The sequence below is a fragment of the Streptomyces sp. NPDC088746 genome (assembly GCF_044751065.1).
In the GTDB taxonomy this organism is placed as follows: Bacteria; Actinomycetota; Actinomycetes; order Streptomycetales; family Streptomycetaceae; genus Streptomyces.
In genome coordinates, this window is record NZ_JBIVLA010000004.1 from 279,227 (window position 1) to 294,449 (window position 15,223).

Here is a 15,223-nt window from a genome sequence, read left to right on the forward strand (position 1 = left end):
TACGAATTCACATTCACATACTACCTGGAGGTTCGACCATGACCGACAACCAGATCTCGCCGCCGGTGACGGTGACTCTCGAGTCCGGCCCCACCGGTGGGAGCATCGACGACTTCGAGCTGTTCTACGCCCGCCGCGCACTGGACCGCTTCCGGACGCGACTGGGCCGCCAGGGTCTGCTCGACCTCCTCGCGGCGGACATCGAGGAGGGCAACGCCTTCCTGCGCGAGAGTGTCCGCACCTCCGACGGCCGCTTCAAGGGGGGCACGACCGTGCTCGCGACGAAGGGCCTCACCTCGGGTGCGTTCCTGGCCTGGATGGACAAGGCGTTCGCCGGCGACGAGCAGCCGCTTCTCGCGGCGCACCCTGAGCACTACGTGATGGGCACCGATGAGATCGGCGCGCGCGTGGTGGAGAACATCGGCCCCCACGTCGCCTCCTTCTACATGGGCGGCTGGGGATCGGACGCCGTGGCGTGGGCCGCGGACGCGGACGAGCTTCTCCCCGAGCCCGAGTTTCCTCGCAAGATGTCCTCGAACCTGTTCCTGGCGGACGGCACCGTGGTCGGGCGGGCGCTGATCCAGTTCGGTGACACCACTGACGGCTTCACGGCGAACCTGACCGTCTACTTCCCCACCTCGTGCCCGGACGAGGTCCTGGACCACCACCTGCGGCACTACGCCGTCGAATTCAGGAACTGGATCGTCGCCGCAGCGGCTGCCCAGGCCTGAGGCTTCTGCCCGACATCTGGTCGGCAGCCGCGAGGCTGCCGACCGCATGAGCGGGTGCCGGGCCCGATAGGTCAGCCCCTCTCGGTGAGATTGATCTTGGGCTTGGAAGGCCGACTGGACTCGGCATCGCGCCTTCGTTTCACGTCGTACGGCCGGATGTTCTCAGTGGATGCCCGAACAGCGTGCCGATGAGGGCGGCCCGAACCGTGCTCAGCGCACGCGGCACGAGAGCGCGCGCGAGCGAACTGACCGTCGTGCTGGGCTCGCTGGCTGGATGAGCACCGTCGCGCGGCGGCGCGATCATGCGCGCCCCGATGTTCCCGGACGCTGCCGCAGGCAGAACAGTCACTGACGGATCGACGACTGCTTCAGTCGAAGGCTGTGCCCACAGTGTGGACCATCTGTGTAGCGAACAACACGTTTGCAGTGCAGGTCGACTGCGGCAACTCGCATGCAGACGACCACGATTGAGTTGGCTTCCGTAACTGTCTTCGCGTAACACACACACGCAACGTAGGGTCTCATCGCACACACTTGATCGAATGAATGTTCGAATACAGAGAGGATGCGTTGATCCGTGCGTTCCCACAGACACCCTGCTGGACGGCGCCGAACAGGCGTCACGGCTGGGGCGCTCCTGCTCCTTCTGGCCGAAGCCACCCTCTTACCGGGCGGCCAGGCAACCGCAGCACCTGCGCCCGGCCACAGCTCCGGCCCGATTCAGCCGCACGAGGCGGACATCGCGGCGTCGGATCTGGCGTGGGCCGCCGCGCATGCCAAGGGTTCCAAGGCGTGGGCGATCACCGAGGCGAAGCGGACCGGCGAGAAGGTCGTTGTCACCGACGAGACCACTCCGACGACATACACCGTGGCCAACCCCGACGCCACCCTGACTACCGAACTCACCGCCGGCCCAGAACGAATATGGGCGAACGGCACATGGCGGCAGGTGGATGCCACCCTCGTCAGGGGCGTGGACGGGAACATCGCCCCCAAGTCGCACCCCAACAGCCTGCGACTGGCCGGGAAGGGCGGCACTTTGCCGAAGTCGCTGGGCGCAGCACACGATGGCCCGGCCCGTGACCTGGTCACCCTCGGTACCGGCGAAGAGAAGGTCACGCTGCAGTGGAAGGGCGGTCTTCCGGAGCCCGAGCTGAAGGGCACGCGCGCCCGCTACAGAAACGCGGTACCCGGGGCAGACGTCATCGTCGAAGCCACCCGCACAGGCTTCGAGCAGTTCGTCGAGATCGGCAAGCGGCCCACGGGTGCGTACTCCTACACCCTGCCGGTAAAGGCCGACGGCCTGAAGGCGAAGGCGAACAAAGACGGTTCGGTCACCTTCTCCGACGCCGAGACCGGCGCTGAGCGCGCCGTTATGCCTGCCCCGGTGATGTGGGACGCGGCCGTCGACAAGGCATCCGGCGAGCACACCAACAGAGTGCGCGTCGACATGCGGGTGGTGGACAAGGGCGCGGGTGAGGTCGACCTGCTGGTCACCCCCGATGCCGACTACCTGGCCGATCCCGATACGCAGTACCCGGTCACGGTCGACCCGTCCACGTCCGCGCTGTCGAACACCTTCGACACCTATGTGCAGCAGGGCGAGACCGTCGACTGGTCCACCGATGTCGAACTCGACCTCGGTAACCCCGGCACCACCAACTCCAACGGCACGGCGCGCACCGCACGGTCCTTCATCACGTGGAACACCACACCGATCCAGGACTCGCTGATCGTCGAAACCAACCTGTCGCTGTACAACTTCCACTCGGGCAACACCGACTGCACCGCGCAGTCCTGGACCGTCTGGGACACCACCGCCGCCTCCACGTCTTCACGCTGGACCTCACAGCCGACGTGGAACAAGCAGTACCATTCCTCCACAGAGACCAAGGGAAACCCGTCGTGCACCGCCCAGCCCGATGGCTGGATCAACGCCGACGTGGACGAACTCGTGCAGTCCTGGGCCTCCGCCAGAACCACCCGAGGCCACATGGGGCTGCGCGCCGCCAGTGACGACGTCAAGGCCTGGAAGCGCGTCAACTCCGCCAACAGCGCGTCCAACCAGCCCAAGCTGTCGGTGACCTACAACTACCGCCCCTCGGATGGGACCGACCGCCAGGCGGGCGCACCGTTCAAGTCGTACGCGGGGGTGTGGGCGGTCAACACCACCACCCCGGCGTTGCGGGACACTTTCGCCGACGCCGACGGCGACACCGTCAACGGCACCTTCCAGGTCTACGACGCCGCCACCAACCTCCCCATCACCACATCCTCGGGAGAGGGCCTGCTCGTCTCCGACTTCGTCGCCTCCGGCAAGCCGGCCTCCGTCACAGTCCCCGCCGGTCAGCTGAAGGACGGCAGGACGTACAAGTTCCGCACCAACTCCTACGACGGCACCCACTACAATCTCGCCTGGTCGCCCTGGACCCAGTTCGCCGTCGATACCACCGCACCGGGCGAACCGGTGATGATGTCCTCCGCCACCTACCCCGAAGGGCAGTGGGGCGGCGGAAGCGGCACCGCGGGCCAGTTCGACGTCGAAACCGGCGATGGTGGTGCCCGTGAGGTTCGCTACCGCGTGGACGGCATCGCCGACCTCACGGAGGACGAGGGCTCGATGGACGACCCGGAAACCTCACCGGCCTTGCGCGCGGACGTCTGGCAGTCGGTCGCGACAGCAGCCGGCAACGCAGCCTTCGTGGTCACTCCCGGTACCGTGGGTTCGCACTACGTCGAGGCAAGCACCGTCGACCGTGCCGACAACGTCGGTGAGGTCCGCGCCTACGGGTTCCGGGCGGGTACGGGCCCACGACGGAGCAACCACATCATCGACATCGCTCTGCCCAAGCCGCAGAAGAGCAGCGGTACCTGGCAGCAGGTGGAGGGGCCCCAGTTCATTCCCGACTGGAGCCCCGACGCCACCATCCTGGAGCCCGCTCGCGCAGGCAGCGTCACCACTCCCGACGGTAGGGCGGCCGGCCGCACCGGCAAGGAGCGGTGCGAAGACTCAGGCGCCACTCGGATCTGTTCCAAGGTCGAACTGAGAGAGGTGCTCAAGCCCGGCGCCAAGGCGGTCCGGCCCAGCGAGGCGCCCGGCACCCGAGCCGATACGACCCCCGCGCCGATCATCCCGTACTGCTCGCAGACGGGTCCTGACGCCGACGGCACTTTCACCCGCACCGAGGCGTGCCTGGGCTACCGGTACACCTACCGGGCCATCGAGATATCCAGCAGCCAGCCGCCCAAGCTGAAGGGGGTGGCCGTCTTCGACATCCAGGCGCAGGTGCTGACCGATGTGAGGTCCAAGGACATCAAGTTCTGGGCGAAGTGGACTCCGCAGCCGCTGCTGCCCAGCGAACCGCCGGTCACTGGCAGCATCAAGGTGAAATTCGACCCCGCCTGCGACTTCGGATGCACCGACAGCCCCGAGTTCGACTGGGACGGGCTGATGACGTGGAACGGCTCCTACGCCACCGACCCGCACGAGCAGACCGGTACCGCGGTGATGACGTGGGACAGCACCCTCGACGACCTCGACACCAGCGGCCCGCACGACCAGGACCGGCAGCGCTCCTTCCCGATCGACTTCCGCATGCAGATCGACACCAGCCTGGACGGGGTCAAGCAGCAGAACGTCAGATTCGAGAACGGGACATTCTCGGCCCGCTGCGACGGGGCGAATATCTACAACATGCCCCCAGGATGCGTGTTCCCGGCCAACAACCCCGGATGGGTCATTGACCCGAACACACACCCCGCTGCGGCCGTGCACGCCGAGCTCATGGCGGCCAAGCTGCCGGGACACGTAGGCGGCGACTACAGCAATCCCTTGCACTACCTGCCCATGACCAAGAAGGGGAAGCCGCAGCGCAACCGCTTCGACCGGTCAGATCAGGAGAACCGCAAGGTCGTCTGCGGGCGTTCGGGCGCGACGGGTTTCGTCCCGCACGACAAGACCGCCCTGTTCGACTACCTGCTGACGCCCAAGCCGACCAACCCCAACCCGAAGGACAAGCCGTCATGTGACGAGTACGCCTTCAACGCCACCTACGAATCCGGTGGCATGCCCAAGACGCCCGACGGCAACGCCAGTCCGTACCTCGTCGCCAACGGCGAGGAGTGCGTGCAGACCTACGAGGGCCTGAGCGACGACGGCACGCTTCACTTCCGTGACGACGGGCGCTACCCCGAACCGGACTGGACGAAGGCCAAGTGCGGGCGGTCATCGATGTCGCTGGAGGTCAACTCGGGTGCTATGCGCCTGTTCGGCCAGTTCGCGTCGGCGAACCGGCTGCTGGACGCTGACGGCTACTACGTCTGGACGGGACTGAAGGCCGCCGGATGCGACTGGAGTGCGGCAACGGTCATCTGCGACGGGTGGGCTGACGGTTTCCCGCAGAGAAGCCGTTCGGCGCCGAAGCTCAGCACACCGCGCCGCTGAGCCCTACGGAACCGGGGCCCTGACACGACGAACCCCGCCTGTTGCAGAGTCTTCTCCGCAGCGGGCGGGGTTCGCTCGATGTAGTCAGTGGCCTTCCTGCAGCTCATCGGCCACCTCGGCCAGATACCCGGCGAGGGTGCTGCCGTCGTCATAGAGATGCGAGACGTCCTGCCGGTTCCACGACCCGGTCAGTCCGGTCGCGGCGTCGATGAACGTCCCACTGAACGGGTCATCGGGTTCGTCGGCGGTGAACGGGATCCACGTCGTCTCCCAGACCCCCGGGTCACTCAGGAGGGCATAGGTCTCCAATGTCTGCCGCACCCCGAGCAGCACCTCACCCTCGGGTGTCAGCGGCCCGAACGTCCCGCCGCATCGCTGCCACAGTGTCCGGAGGTCGGCGGGGAGACGGAACCCGAGTGCGGCTTCCGCTTCCGCCATCAGTTCGTCGGAGGCGCCATGGGGCACTGGCGTGGCTGGAGAGCGGAGACTCAGCATGGACTCGATACGGTCCCAGGCCGCGATCACACGGGTACTCATGTGCTCATGCTACCGGCGCGTGAGAAGCCGGAACCGGGCTTCGGCTCGCCTCGCGTGGAGTGGCGTCTCAGCGCATGTGAGGAGTTGCTCCAGCAGGTGGTGCCGGAGGCGCCGTCGCGGCCGCAAGGTGGCGGTCGGTGCCGTCACGGCGATCGGGAGTCCTGGCGGCGATCGTGTTCGTGGCCACGTCGGGCTGCACGTGGCAGCAGTTGCCCACGGCGTCGAAACCGACCTTGACCAGAGCGGCTGTGCCCCCGGCCGCCACCCGGTAGCCGGCACCATTCACCGGGAGGGCGGTGACCGTCCGGACGCTGACCGACTTGTTCCTCGGCTCGCCGCCAACCAGAAGGCAGCTCCGAACTACGGCATCGCCGTCTCGAAGACCGCCGAGCGCCTCAACCAGCAGCCGAACCTACCTGACGCCCAGCCAGGAAAGTCAGCATCGAGTCAGCATCCGTCCTGGCACACAAGGTCAGACGCGGGCACAGATGGGAACGCTGGTCCAGAGGAAGGCTTCCCCCTGAGGCGCTCTCAGCCGCTTCCAGGCATCCCCCGCCCGCAGTACGACTCAGGCATGATCGGGCACGCCTCGAAAGCCAATAACCCGTAAGAACTCCCAGCTCAGCGCACACGTCCACGCGGCTTCAGCGGCACATCGGGCAGGGCGGGAGCCGGGAGGGGCGGGCCGTCGTAGCCACGTACGGCACCGAACCGATCACCGTTCATCCAGTCCTCGCGGGCCTGCCTGATATCGTCGTGGGTTCTGGCCACGAAGTTCCACCACATGACGATCTCCTCCTCGAACGGCTCTCCGCCGAGGAGCATGAGCCCGGCATCGGACTCGGCGCGCAGCGGCAGGCCGGTGCGGCCGCAGCCGAGGTAGAGCATCGAGCCGGGGAGGACCGGGACGCCGTCGACGCGGGACTCGCCGGACATCGACAGCACCGCGTACTCGAAGTCCGGGTCGAGCGGCAGCCGGGCTTCCGCGCCGGCGGTCAGGGCCAGATCGGCTCCGACGATCGGGGTGTAGGAGCGGCCGGGCGATACGGCTCCGTCGAGCTCCCCCAGGATCACGGTGGCGGTGACTCCCGGCGCTGTCACGGCGGGCAGGTCGGTGTGGTGCTGGAAGTGCGGCTCGACATGCCGGTGGGCGTCGGGCAGGGCCACCCACAGTTGGGCACCGTGCAGAAACCTGGCGTGCGGCTTCGGGCTCTCCTCGGAGTGGCTGATGGCTCTGCCGGAGGTCATCAGACCCAGCTCCCGGGGCCGGATCTGCTGGAGGCTGCCCAGGCTGTCCCGGTGCAGCACCTCCCCTTCGTGCAGCCAGCTGACCGTCTGCAGCCCCATATGGGGGTGCGGCGGCACCTGCATGCCGGGCTCGTCGGCGATGTCGTCGGGGCCGTAGTGATCCACGAACGCCCAGGCGCCGACCATGCGGCGTCCCAGATTGGGCAGCAGTCTGCGCACCTCGGTGGATTCGCCGAGCTGGACACGGCGCGGGGTGAGGAGTTCACGTACCGGTTCGGCGACGACGAAGCCGCGCCCTCCGCAGACGGAGAGAGCGGCCTGGCGATCGAGATTGCTCATGGCGCACAACCTATTCCCGTACGGCCATGGAGCGCCGGTCCCCACGCCGAAATTTTAGTGGAATGTTCAACCACCGTGTGGTGTTGAGGGGACTGTAGACATCGCGGCCGAGGAGGAGAAGTGGACGACACCTACTACGAGTTCGGTACACCCGCCGACCGCTGGGACCGGGCCCAGCTGTTCTTCGAGGCGAAGGAGTACCTGACCGCGGCACGGATCCTCGGCGGGCTGGTGCAGGAGGTGCCGGAGCAGGTGGCGCCGCGGCTGCTGCTGGCGCGCTCCTACTACCACTCGGCCAGACTCGCCAAGGCCGAGGCCGAGCTGCGCGAGGTGCTGGAGCGCAGCCCTGTCGAGGACTACGCGCGGCTGATGCTCGGACGCACCCTCGAGCGTCAGGGCCGGCACGCGGAGGCGGTCCCCCATCTGCGGATGGCCCAGGCGATGACCGGGGACCTCGATTCCGGGCCTCTTGCGCGGGAGCAGCCGAACGAGGGGTGACATGCACACACCGGCCGGGGGAGGTTACTCCACTCCCCGGGCCGGGTCACCTTCCGCGTTCGACACCCGGTCCAGCCATTCGGTCATCAGCGCCGATTCAGCCGTACTCAGCCCGGATCCGTGCGACCGGCGCAGCAGGGCGCCCAGCCGGGCGGCGGCGGAGGGAACTTCGGTGTCCACCGGCTCGCTCACGCGTGCGTCCGGGGTGAAGACGGCGGCGTGCACGGCGTCCCGGACGCGCGCCGACACTCCGGCGTCCTGGAAGGTCGCGGGCCGGGAGACCAGCATCAGCGCGACGCCCGTCGTGGCCGACATGATCATCTGGGCGGCCAGTTCGGGAGCCATGCGCAGCTTCCCCTGTTCGGCCGCCCGCTCCAGATCCCGTGTCAGGATGCGGTGCGACTCGAAGGCTGCCGCCGGCGGCGTCCGCATCGCCGGGGAGTGCATCAGCCGGTACAGATTCGGGTTCCGGAGAGCGAAATCGACGTGGCTGTCCCAGCCGTTACGGAGATCCTCGACGGGGTCGGTGGTCTCGCCCCGCTCCCGCTTGGTCGCCAGATAGGCGTCGAAGCCGTGGTCGACGACCGCCGACAGCAGGCCTTCCTTGTCCCCGAAGTACCTGTAGAGGGCAGGTGCTCCCACCTGGGCCGCCTCACACACGGCGCGCGTGGAGATGTCCCCGTCGGGGGACTCCGCGACCAGCCGGGCCGCGACGTCGAGGATGCGCGCTCGTGTACTCACCGGAGGGACGCTATCAAGCGCCGTACGGGGCCCACCGGACGGTGGGGGCGAGGGCGGCTCGCCCTCCGCGGCCTGCTTTTCGGCAGGCCGGCCCACGGCGTCCCGGGGCATGGCCGGGACCACCGCCCGGTCAGATGATTCCGCCGTTTGCACGCAGCACCTGGCCGTTGACCCAGCGGGCGGGACCGGCGAGGAAGGCGACGACCTCCGCGATGTCCTCGGGGGCTCCCAGCCGCTCGAGCGGAGGCTGTGCGGCCATCTTCGCGATGGTCTCCTCGTCCTTGCCGTCCAGGAACAACGCGGTGGCGGTGGGCCCGGGGGCGACGGCGTTGACCGTGATGTCCCGGCCGCGCAGCTCACGGGCGAGGATCAGCGTCATCGCCTCCACGGCCCCCTTGGTGGCGGCATAGGCGGTGTATCCGGGAATGGCCAGCGCCAGCACCGAGCTGGAGAAGTTGATGATCGCCCCGCCTGCGCGCAGACGGCGCGCAGCCTGCTGGTCGACGACGAACGTCCCACGGACGTTGGTGCGGTACATCCGGTCCAGCGCGTCCAGGTCGAGGTCGACCAGCGGGGAGAGCGACATGACGCCCGCGGCGTGAACGACCACGTCCACTCCCCCGAAGGCCTCGTCGGCCGCGTCGAAGAGAGCGGCGACCGCCGCCTCGTCGGCGACGTCCGCCTGGTGCGCGACGGCCTCGCCACCCGCGGCGACGACGGCGGCCACGGCCGCTTCGGCCTCGGCCTTGTTCCCGGCGTAGTTGACGACGACCGCGAACCCGTCCGCCGCCAGCCGCTCGGCACTCTCGCGGCCGATACCTCGCGAACCGCCGGTGACAAGCGCGACCCTGCGTGCGGGGGTGGTGTGCTGCTCGGTCATGACGTTGCTCCTGTGGCGAAGAAGTTGCCCGCGGTTCCACGAACCCTGACAACAACAACGCTAACACCAAGTCGGTAGCAACGCTACCCCAGGACGGTAGCGACGTTACCGGCGTCGCCACCCCGGCCGGGAGCGAATGAAAACTCGGGTGCGTCCGCCTTCCGACCGCTGATAGTCAGACGTCATGGACCTGGACATCCTCATGACCGCCCGCCTCACCCTGCATCCGCTGACCGCCGCGCAGGCAGCGGTGGTGAAGACCGGCGACACGCGCACCCCTCCGGACGGAGCACGGTGGGCACCCGGTTACCCCGACGAGGGCGACCGTGCAGGCGCCCGACGCTTCCTGGCGGCCTGCGCGAGCACCGGGAACCCGCAGCCCTTCGGTCCGTACGAGATACGACGGCGTACGGACGGGATGGCGATCGGCGGCGTGGCCTTCCACGGCAGACCGGACGCCGCGGGCCAGGTCACCATCGGATACGGCCTCATCGGCTCGGAACGCGGCCGGGGTTACGCCTCCGAGGCGCTCAGGGCGCTCCTGGCCTTCGCCCGGTCCCAGGGGGTTCGTTCCGTGAAGGGCGACGCAGATCTGGACAACGTCGGATCCCATCGCGTCATGACGTCGGCCGGCATGCGGCTGGTCGCGGTGGACGACCGGCTGAAGCACTACCGCGCCGACTGGCCCGGCACTCCCCTGGGAGACGAAGTTCCGTGGTCCGACCGCGCGGTGCGGTGACCGGGGACCCCCAGGCTTCACACGGCAGGGCCCTCCGGGAGCACGATCGCGGTCACCGCGAAGCCGTCGTCGATCAGCCACCTGCCCTCGTACGACCTCGGCATTCCGGGCGCCGTCAGCAGGAGTCTCGCGACGAACGTGCCTTCGGTGGCGGTGTCCGGGCTCGTGCGGAAGCTGATATCCGCCTCTTCGAAGCCGAGTTCGATCCGGGTAAGGGGGAACCACGTCTTGAAGACGCTCTCCTTGGCGCTGAACAGCAGCCGGTCCCAGTGGACCGGGCTGTCCGTGTCCAGCGGTAGCCTCGCGCGTTCCGAAGGCAGTGAGATCGCCTCCCACACCCCGTCCGGAAGGGGTTCGTTGGGCTCGGCGTCGATACCGAGCGCGCGCACCTGAGACGCCCTCGCCAGTGCCGCCGCGCGATAACCCACGCAGTGCGTCATGCTGCCGACGATCCCGTCCGGCCACAACGGCACCCCGCGATGACCGGTCATCACAGGGGCCGGAGGCAGCCCCAGGGTGGCCATGGCGCGTCGCGCGCAGACGCGGACCGCCGCGAACTCGTGCCGGCGCCGGTCCACGCCCGCGGCCACGAGCCGCGCCTCCTCCGGGTACAGGCTGCCCGCCGGAGCGTCCACCTCGTAGGTGTCCGCGCAGGCGACGTACGCGGGAAGGAGCCGTTCGATCACGAGGCGTCGCCCTTCACGGCCGTGGCCGGCTCTCCGTCGTACGGAAGGATCTGCCGCAGCAGCCCGCGCGGATGGCCCCGCTTCCGCCACTCCCGGGGGTAGCCGATCGAGACCTCCTCGAACCGCACTCCGTCGTGCCAGGTCGTCCGGGGGATGTGGAGGTGTCCGTAGACGACGGCCGCGACGTTGAAGCGGCGGTGCCAGTCGGCGGTGAGCTCCGTTCCGCACCACTGGGCGAACTCCGGGTACCACATCACCGAGGTCGGTTCGCGCAGCAGCGGCCAGTGCCCGGCGATGACGAGCGGTACGTCCGGGTCGTGCGCGGCCAGCCGCTGTTCGGTCAGCGCCACCCGTGCCCGGCACCAGTCGTCACGGGTCGGATAGGGGTCGGGGTGCAGCAGGTATTCGTCGGTGCAGACGACGCCCGCCTCGTGGGCGCGGGCCAGGGACTCCTCCTTGGTCCTCGTCCCCGGGGCCCTGAAGGAGTAGTCGTACAGAAGGAACACAGGGGCCACCGCCACCGGGCCGCCCGGGCCCTGCCACAGGGGGTAGGGGTCCTCGGGCGTGGTCACCCCGAGCTCGCGGCACACCTGGACGAGGTGCTCGTACCGCGCGTGGCCGCGCAGCCGTACGGGGTCCTTGTCCACGGTCCACAGCTCGTGGTTCCCGGGAGTCCACACCACATGGGCGAATCGGCCCGCGAGCAGTTCCAGCGCGCGTTCGACCTCCTCCGCCTGTTCGGCCACGTCCCCCGCGACGACGAGCCAGTCCTCGTCGGAAGTCGGGTGCAGCCGGTCGGCGACGGGCCGGTTGTCGGCGATCCCGACGTGGAGATCGCTGACCGCGAGGAGCCGGCCGCGGCCTCCCGGCGGGTGAGGGACCGGCTCGGTGGTGGAACTCATTGTTCGAATTTACAGTCTCCGTGGTTCCGCTGAGGCCACTCCGCCCGACATGCCCGCCGCTCATCCGCCCGAGATGATTGACCAGCCGCCTGCGGGGAACGCGGCGGCACATGGCAGCACGCCCGTAGCCGTCGACGGAGAGAGGCAGACGCCGGTGACAGACGCCGAACAGCCGCAGGACCCGACACAGCGCCATCCGCAGCCCGATTTCCCTCAACAGGAGCAGGAGCATCCGGGCCGGACCGGCGCGATGGATCCGAGGCCGGACCACGGTGAGGACTCCTACCGGGGCAACGGTCTCCTGCTCGACCGCGGGACGGTCGTCACGGGCGGCGACTCCGGCATCGGCCGGGCTGTGGCCCTGGCCTTCGCGCGGGAAGGCGCGGACGTGCTGTTCACCTACCTGCCCGCCGAGAAGAGCGAGGCGGAGGAGACCTCCCGGCTCGTCGAGGAAGCCGGCCGCAGGGCGGTGGCGGTCGCCTGCGACATCCGTGACGAGAAGCAGTGCCGGGCCCTCGTCGAGAGGGCGGTGTCGGAGTTCGGACGCATCGACGTCCTGGTGAACAACGCCGCCTACCAGATGTCTCAGCCCGAGGGCATCGCCGCCATCTCGACCGCCCAGTTCGACCGGGTGGTGCGTACCAACCTGTACGGGATGTTCTGGCTGTGCAAGACCGCTCTGCCCCACATCCCGGCAGGGGGCTCGATCATCAACACCACCTCGGTACAGGCCTACAAGCCCAGCCCTCATCTGCTGGACTACGCCATGACCAAGGGCGCCATCGTCACCTTCACCCAGGGGCTCGCCCAGATGCTGGCGTCCGACGGAATCCGCGTCAACGCCGTCGCCCCCGGGCCGGTCTGGACGCCGCTCATCCCCGCGACCATGCCCGACACGACGGAGTTCGGGAAGCAGAGCCCGCTGGGCCGGCCCGCGCAGCCCGCCGAGATGGCGCCGGCCTTCGTCTTCCTCGCGTCCTCGAACGCGTCGTTCATCACCGGCGAGATCATGAACGCGACCGGCGGTACGCCACTGCCCTGACAGTGACGCCGCCACGCTCGGCGTGGCCGCCTCGCACCGCGCGGGGCACGGAGGTTCACGCGCGACACGACGGAAAGGACGGGACACATGCCCATCGCCACGTACACCCTCGTCGCTCTCGACTGCCGCGACCCCTGGTCCCTGGCCGGTTTCTACCAGGGCGTTCTGGGCGGTGAGATCAAGAAGTACGACGACGACTGGTACGACCTGCGCGTGCCGGGCGGCGCCCACATCGCGTTTCAGCGGGCGGCCGACCACCGGCCGCCGGAGTGGCCGCGCGGAGACCGCAACTCGCAGCAGGCACACCTGGACTTCGACGTACCGGATGTCGAGCGCGCGCAGGAGGAGGTGCTGGCGCTCGGTGCGACTCCGCTGGACCTCGACGACCGGGGCGGTGAGCGCAGGTTCCGCGTGTACGCCGACCCGGCGGGGCATCCGTTCTGTCTCTGCTGGCAGTGACGCCCCTCGGCGCGTCCGGGCGGCCGCCTGCCGGAAGCGGCCGCCCGCGCCCCGGCCACGGGGGCAGCCCGCGGATCCGACGGTTCGTGTCGCCGCCGCGCCTCGCGCCCTGGCACGACGAGAATGAGGAACCATGAGCCGAAGTGCCCTCATCGTCATCGACATGCTCAACACCTACAGCCACCCGGATGCCGAGATCCTCATTCCCTCGGTACGCGAGGCACTCCCCCGCATCGTGGACCTCATCGAGCGCGCCCGTGACGGGGCTGTGCCGGTGATCTACGTGAATGACAATTTCGGGGAGTGGCGGTCCCACCACGGCGAAATCATCGACACGACGTTGTCGGGGCCGCACAGCGAGCTGGTGGAGCCCGTGCTGCCGGACGACGAATCACTGTTCGTCGTGAAGGCCAGGCACTCGATCTTCTACGAGACGCCGCTCACCTACCTTCTGTCGCAGCTGGACGTCGGCCGTGTGATCCTCTGTGGTCAGGTCACCGAGCAGTGCGTCCTGTACTCCGCCCTCGACGCCCACATCCGCCACCTGAGCGTGACGATTCCCGACGACGCCGTGGCCCATATCCATCCGGATCTGGCAAAGGCTTCCCTCCAGATGATGGAGCGCAACATGGGCGCGTCGATCCGGAAGGCCGCAGACGTCGAATTCTGATGTCCAGCTCCCGCGGGTACCACTCCTCTTCGTCGCCCTCAGGCCGTCGCCGCCGTGCGGTAGGGGCGGAAGAAGGCCCGGAGCTCCTCCGCGTAGATCTCGGGCTCCTCGAACGGCGCGAAGTGGCCGCCACGCGGGGGTTCGGTCATGCGCACCATGTTCGTCGTGCGCTCGAGCCACGCCCGCGGCGGGCGGACGACGTCTCCGGAGAAGATCGAGAAGCCCGACGGCACCTCGACCCTCCGTTCATACTGTGCGGGCGGGACGGCCGCGTTCGCGTGGTACACGCGCATGGACGACCCGATCGTGCCGGTCAGCCAGTAGAGCGTGATGTTCGTCAGGATCTCGTCCTTGGTGAAGCTCCGCTCGACGTCACCTCCGCAGTCGCTCCAGGCCCGGAGCTTCTCCAGGATCCAGGCAGCGAGGCCGGCCGGTGAGTCGTGGAGCCCGAAGGCGGCTGTCTGGGGCTTCGTCCGGTGGATCGCGGCGTACGCGCCCTCGGTCCCGCCCCAGGCCGTGGCGGACTCGATCCAGGCCCGCTCCTCCGGCGCGAGGTCTGCCGGGTCGCCGGTGAACCTCGGCAGGCCGCCGTCCGTACGGTGGACGGCCACGACCCGTTCGGGGTGGTCCAGGCCCAGGAAGCGGCTCACGTGACTGCCGAGGTCCCCGCCCGCCGCGCCGAACCGCTCGTAGCCGAGGACGGTCATGAGCTCGGCCCAGAGGCCCGCTACGGCGATCGAGTCGAGGGGCGGCCCGACGGGGCGGTCGGAGTATCCGAAACCGGGAATGTCGGGCACGACCACGTCGAACGCGTCGGCCGGATCCGCACCGTGCGCGCCCGGGTCCGTGAGGAGCGGGATGACCTTCGAGTAGCGCCAGAACGAGTCCGGCCATCCATGACTGAGGACCAGCGGCAAGGGCTGCCCCGCAGGCGCGACGGCCCTGGCGTGCACGAAGTGGATCCCCAGGCCGCCCAGCGGAACACGGAAGCGGAGAAGCCGGGCGAGCGCCGCCTCCTGCGCCGGCCAGTCGAAGTCCTCCGCCCAGTAGGCGACGAGTTCGCGGAGGTAGGCCAGATCGGTCCCCAGCGACCACCCGGCGTCCTCGGGCGCGTCGGGCCAGCGCGTCGCGCGCAGCCGCGTGCGCAGGTCTTCGAGCGCGGCGGGGTCGGTCTGCTGGACGAACGGCTCGGGGCGGGGCTGGGCTTCCGGCATGGACGCATCCTAGAAGGCCGCCGCCGCGCCGTGGATGGGAAGCCGGAAGTGTTCCGTCGCGCGTCGGGCCCCGGAGCCGTACGCCCGCCCGCG

At 68.9% G+C, this 15,223-nt stretch carries 14 protein-coding genes and 1 pseudogene; 8 read left to right on the forward strand and 7 right to left on the reverse strand.

The window, feature by feature from the left end; genetic code table 11:
- Positions 1–38: 38 nt before the first annotated feature.
- The gene (locus tag ACIP63_RS20220; protein WP_401517343.1) at positions 39–731 is read left to right on the forward strand and encodes a hypothetical protein; all 693 of its coding nucleotides are present in this window, start codon (positions 39–41) and stop codon (positions 729–731) included.
- Positions 732–1,308: 577 nt separating this feature from the next.
- Positions 1,309–5,175, forward strand: coding sequence for a DNRLRE domain-containing protein (locus tag ACIP63_RS20225; protein ID WP_401517344.1), 3,867 nt, complete (start codon positions 1,309–1,311; stop codon positions 5,173–5,175).
- Between the two features lie 84 nt (positions 5,176–5,259).
- Here the strand turns inward: ACIP63_RS20225 and ACIP63_RS20230 are convergent, their stop codons facing one another.
- A complete protein-coding gene (locus ACIP63_RS20230; RefSeq protein ID WP_401517346.1) occupies positions 5,260–5,712 on the reverse strand; it encodes an SMI1/KNR4 family protein in 453 nt (150 codons plus the stop codon).
- Positions 5,713–5,766: 54 nt separating this feature from the next.
- On the opposite strand from ACIP63_RS20230, the pseudogene ACIP63_RS20235 reads away from it, so the two are divergent.
- Positions 5,767–5,927: pseudogene (locus ACIP63_RS20235) on the forward strand (transposase); the annotation flags it as partial.
- 406 nt (positions 5,928–6,333) lie between these two features.
- Here the strand turns inward: ACIP63_RS20235 and ACIP63_RS20240 are convergent.
- Positions 6,334–7,299, reverse strand: a complete 966-nt coding sequence (locus ACIP63_RS20240; RefSeq protein ID WP_401517347.1) for a pirin family protein — start codon at positions 7,297–7,299, stop codon at positions 6,334–6,336.
- Positions 7,300–7,419: 120 nt separating this feature from the next.
- Here ACIP63_RS20240 and ACIP63_RS20245 point away from each other — a divergent pair, with 120 nt between their 5' ends.
- Entirely contained in the window at positions 7,420–7,797 is a 378-nt protein-coding gene (locus tag ACIP63_RS20245; RefSeq protein ID WP_401517348.1) for a tetratricopeptide repeat protein, read from the forward strand.
- Between the two features lie 24 nt (positions 7,798–7,821).
- Here ACIP63_RS20245 and ACIP63_RS20250 read toward each other — a convergent pair whose 3' ends face one another.
- Positions 7,822–8,538 (reverse strand): TetR/AcrR family transcriptional regulator, encoded by a 717-nt coding sequence (locus tag ACIP63_RS20250; protein ID WP_401517349.1) that lies wholly within the window; start codon positions 8,536–8,538, stop codon positions 7,822–7,824.
- A 130-nt stretch (positions 8,539–8,668) separates the two neighbouring features.
- On the reverse strand, positions 8,669–9,418 hold the full coding sequence (locus ACIP63_RS20255) for an SDR family oxidoreductase (RefSeq protein WP_401517351.1): 750 nt from the start codon (positions 9,416–9,418) through the stop codon (positions 8,669–8,671).
- A gap of 184 nt (positions 9,419–9,602) precedes the next feature.
- Here ACIP63_RS20255 and ACIP63_RS20260 point away from each other — a divergent pair, with 184 nt between their 5' ends.
- A complete protein-coding gene (locus tag ACIP63_RS20260; RefSeq protein ID WP_401517353.1) occupies positions 9,603–10,157 on the forward strand; it encodes a GNAT family N-acetyltransferase in 555 nt (184 codons plus the stop codon).
- Between the two features lie 17 nt (positions 10,158–10,174).
- On the opposite strand, the gene ACIP63_RS20265 is transcribed toward ACIP63_RS20260, so the two are convergent.
- Complete coding sequence (locus tag ACIP63_RS20265) at positions 10,175–10,843, reverse strand: 4'-phosphopantetheinyl transferase (protein ID WP_401517355.1); 669 nt, start codon at positions 10,841–10,843, stop codon at positions 10,175–10,177.
- The gene (locus ACIP63_RS20270) at positions 10,840–11,745 is read right to left on the reverse strand and encodes a metallophosphoesterase family protein (protein ID WP_401517357.1); all 906 of its coding nucleotides are present in this window, start codon (positions 11,743–11,745) and stop codon (positions 10,840–10,842) included. Before ACIP63_RS20270 ends, ACIP63_RS20265 begins: the two co-directional genes overlap by 4 nt.
- Before the next feature lie 154 nt (positions 11,746–11,899).
- Between ACIP63_RS20270 and ACIP63_RS20275 the strand changes: the two genes are divergently transcribed.
- The 3 genes from ACIP63_RS20275 (at position 11,900) to ACIP63_RS20285 (ending at position 13,916) form a co-directional block, all read left to right on the forward strand.
- A complete protein-coding gene (locus ACIP63_RS20275; RefSeq protein ID WP_401517359.1) occupies positions 11,900–12,787 on the forward strand; it encodes an SDR family oxidoreductase in 888 nt (295 codons plus the stop codon).
- An 87-nt stretch (positions 12,788–12,874) separates the two neighbouring features.
- Complete coding sequence (locus tag ACIP63_RS20280) at positions 12,875–13,246, forward strand: VOC family protein (protein ID WP_401517361.1); 372 nt, start codon at positions 12,875–12,877, stop codon at positions 13,244–13,246.
- A gap of 133 nt (positions 13,247–13,379) precedes the next feature.
- Positions 13,380–13,916: an isochorismatase family cysteine hydrolase gene (locus ACIP63_RS20285; protein WP_401517363.1), complete on the forward strand. Its 537-nt coding sequence runs from the start codon at positions 13,380–13,382 to the stop codon at positions 13,914–13,916.
- Between the two features lie 38 nt (positions 13,917–13,954).
- Here the strand turns inward: ACIP63_RS20285 and ACIP63_RS20290 are convergent, their stop codons facing one another.
- Positions 13,955–15,130 carry an epoxide hydrolase family protein gene (locus tag ACIP63_RS20290; RefSeq protein ID WP_401517364.1) on the reverse strand — a complete coding sequence of 392 codons (1,176 nt, stop codon included), beginning with the start codon at positions 15,128–15,130 and terminating at the stop codon, positions 13,955–13,957.
- Positions 15,131–15,223 lie beyond the last annotated feature (93 nt).

What these genes read in the sequence shown, in the direction of transcription:
- ACIP63_RS20285 (WP_401517363.1), top strand. Translation starts at nt 13,380, where the DNA reads ATGAGCCGAAGTGCCCTCATCGTCATCGACATGCTCAACACCTACAGC.
- ACIP63_RS20230 (WP_401517346.1), bottom strand. Translation starts at nt 5,712, where the DNA reads ATGAGTACCCGTGTGATCGCGGCCTGGGACCGTATCGAGTCCATGCTG.
- ACIP63_RS20255 (WP_401517351.1), bottom strand. Translation starts at nt 9,418, where the DNA reads ATGACCGAGCAGCACACCACCCCCGCACGCAGGGTCGCGCTTGTCACC.
- ACIP63_RS20290 (WP_401517364.1), bottom strand. Translation starts at nt 15,130, where the DNA reads ATGCCGGAAGCCCAGCCCCGCCCCGAGCCGTTCGTCCAGCAGACCGAC.
- ACIP63_RS20240 (WP_401517347.1), bottom strand. Translation starts at nt 7,299, where the DNA reads ATGAGCAATCTCGATCGCCAGGCCGCTCTCTCCGTCTGCGGAGGGCGC.
- ACIP63_RS20280 (WP_401517361.1), top strand. Translation starts at nt 12,875, where the DNA reads ATGCCCATCGCCACGTACACCCTCGTCGCTCTCGACTGCCGCGACCCC.
- ACIP63_RS20260 (WP_401517353.1), top strand. Translation starts at nt 9,603, where the DNA reads ATGGACCTGGACATCCTCATGACCGCCCGCCTCACCCTGCATCCGCTG.
- ACIP63_RS20220 (WP_401517343.1), top strand. Translation starts at nt 39, where the DNA reads ATGACCGACAACCAGATCTCGCCGCCGGTGACGGTGACTCTCGAGTCC.
- ACIP63_RS20270 (WP_401517357.1), bottom strand. Translation starts at nt 11,745, where the DNA reads ATGAGTTCCACCACCGAGCCGGTCCCTCACCCGCCGGGAGGCCGCGGC.